Below are 2035 nucleotides of genomic sequence, written 5' to 3' on the forward strand. Positions count from 1 at the left end.
CCCCCGGAACTCCTCCGGGGGCGGGCGGCCCGTCGTCGTGCCCGCCGGTACGGCCTCACGGCTCCTGGGGGAGCAGCACCCACAGCGCGAGGTAGATCAGGAACTGCGGGCCGGGCAGCAGGCACGACAGCAGGAAGATCAGTCGGACGGTCCACGGGGTGAGGCCGAAGCGCTCGGCGATCCCGGCGCAGACGCCGGCGATGACGCGGTTGTGGCGGGGGCGGGCGAGGCGGGCGCTCATGGGAACTCCTTGGCTGGCTGGCTGCCGGTGCCGGGTGGTCCGGCGGGCGTACCTCCATACTCCGCCGCCGCCGGCCCGGAAACCTCCACCCACCAGGCGATCCTCGACCCCGGTAGGTCACCGGGAAGACGGAGACCCGGATCGGGGTCCGCCTCAGGGATGACCCGGAGGTGCGGGTACGGAAAAACCCGTTCGCGAAGGTGTCGGGGCGGAGGGATATGATTCCGCGGTCGCTGATGGTGGGGGGAAATCCGGCGGCGCCGTCACGGCCTCAAGAGGCCCCTCACGCCTGCGATTTCGCACTTCTCTCGGGCTGCGCCCGAATTCTCCCGTGAGGTCCCCTTGCGCAATCAGTCCCGCAGAATCCTCGCCGTGGCCGCCGCTGCCGCGCTGGCCTCCGGCGCCGCCCTGACCTCGGCCCCGGCGGCACTGGCGACCCCGACGGCCACTGCCGCGCCCCAGGGCACCCAGGCCACCTCGCCGGTCACCGCCGCTTTCGGCGGACTGCCCGACTCGGTCAAGGCGGGCGGCGCGCCGATCGAGTTCTCCGTGACCCTCAAGAACACCGTCGACCACCAGATGGACGTGCTGGGGTCGGTCCTCACCCTCGCGGACCCCGGCCTCGGCATCAAGCCGGGCCAGTTCAAGCTGGAGTACCAGGCCCCCGGCACGACCGGGTGGCAGGCCGCCGAGGAACGCGGTGCCGCTGTCTGGGACGTCGACCGCAACGGCGGCCGGCACGTGGCGGCCGGTGCCGAGGCCGTCTACCGGCTGCGGCTCACCGTCTCCGCCGATGCCCCGGCGGGTCGGGTGGGCCCGGGCTTCAACGCCATCGTGTCGGACCCCACCCTGCCCCCCGAGCAGCGCATCTCGACCGCGCTCAGCACCTCCCCGAACCTGGTGGTCGCCCCGGCGGTCACGCCGACCACGCCGGCGACCACGCCCGCTGCCACGGCGGACGTCCGGCTCGACGGGGTGCCCGCCGTCTTCACGGCGGGCACGGAGTCGAAGCCGTTCAAGCTCGTCCTCGGCAACACCAGTGGCAAGGACCTCCGGCTGGTGCCCGCGATCGTGTTCCAGGGGAAGGACCTGCTCCCCTCCGGGACGGTCAGGTTCGAGTTCCAGGCGCCGAACGGGGACTGGCTGGAGGGCACCCCCGGCGGTGACTCGGACCACCCGGCCTGGCTCTGCATGGGCCTGCGGGCGGGGAGCAAGGACGCCGACGTCGTCGTCCTGCCGAAGGGCGGGACGAGGACGTTCAACCTCCGGCTGGCCTTCACCAAGGACGCGCCGGTCGTCGCCGAGTCCCTGCTCGCCAGGGTGGGCAGCCTGCCCGGCGCGGGTGAGAGCGGCGCCGAGTCGTTCAGCCCGAGGGCGGACTTCACCATCGAGGCCGCCACCGGCACCCCGGCTCCCACCACCCCGGTCACCTCCGCTCCGGCCGCCCCGGCCACCGTTGCCGCCGCCGTCCCGGCCGCGCAGGTCACCACCGGCGCCCCGAGCCCCGCGGCCGAGCCCGTGCAGGTGGCGGCCGCCGCCGCCCCGGCCCCGGCGGCCGTGGAGGCCACCCGGCTGGCCTCCACCGGCGGCGGGTCCTCCTCCGCCCCGATGGCGATCACCGGCGCGACCGCGATCGCCCTCGGCATCGGAACCCTGGTCGTCGCCCGCCGCCGCCAGCGCGCCCAGGGCGCCGGGAACTGACCCCGGACAGCACGAGGCCACGGGAGGGGAACCGGCGAACGGGGTGGGGGGTGGGGTGGGGGGGGGTGTGTGGGGGGAGGGCGGGTGCGGTGT

General features: G+C 74.7%; 2 protein-coding genes. One reads left to right on the top strand and one right to left on the bottom strand.

Going from position 1 to position 2035, the window contains the following annotated elements; genetic code table 11:
- Nucleotides 1-55 precede the first annotated feature (55 nt).
- Nucleotides 56-241, bottom strand: a complete 186-nt coding sequence (locus ACFWXO_RS45375) for a PspC domain-containing protein (RefSeq protein WP_207813471.1) — start codon at nt 239-241, stop codon at nt 56-58.
- Between the two features lie 372 nt (nt 242-613).
- Here ACFWXO_RS45375 and ACFWXO_RS45380 point away from each other — a divergent pair, with 372 nt between their 5' ends.
- Nucleotides 614-1942 carry a hypothetical protein gene (locus tag ACFWXO_RS45380; RefSeq protein WP_380533126.1) on the top strand — a complete coding sequence of 443 codons (1329 nt, stop codon included), beginning with the start codon at nt 614-616 and terminating at the stop codon, nt 1940-1942.
- Nucleotides 1943-2035 lie beyond the last annotated feature (93 nt).

It is taken from the genome of Kitasatospora sp. NPDC059088 (genome assembly GCF_042738155.1).
Lineage (GTDB): Bacteria > Actinomycetota > Actinomycetes > Streptomycetales > Streptomycetaceae > Kitasatospora.

Bases quoted from the DNA above. Each gene is read 5' to 3' on its own strand.
- ACFWXO_RS45375 (WP_207813471.1), bottom strand. From the start codon at position 241: ATGAGCGCCCGCCTCGCCCGCCCCCGCCACAACCGCGTCATCGCCGGC.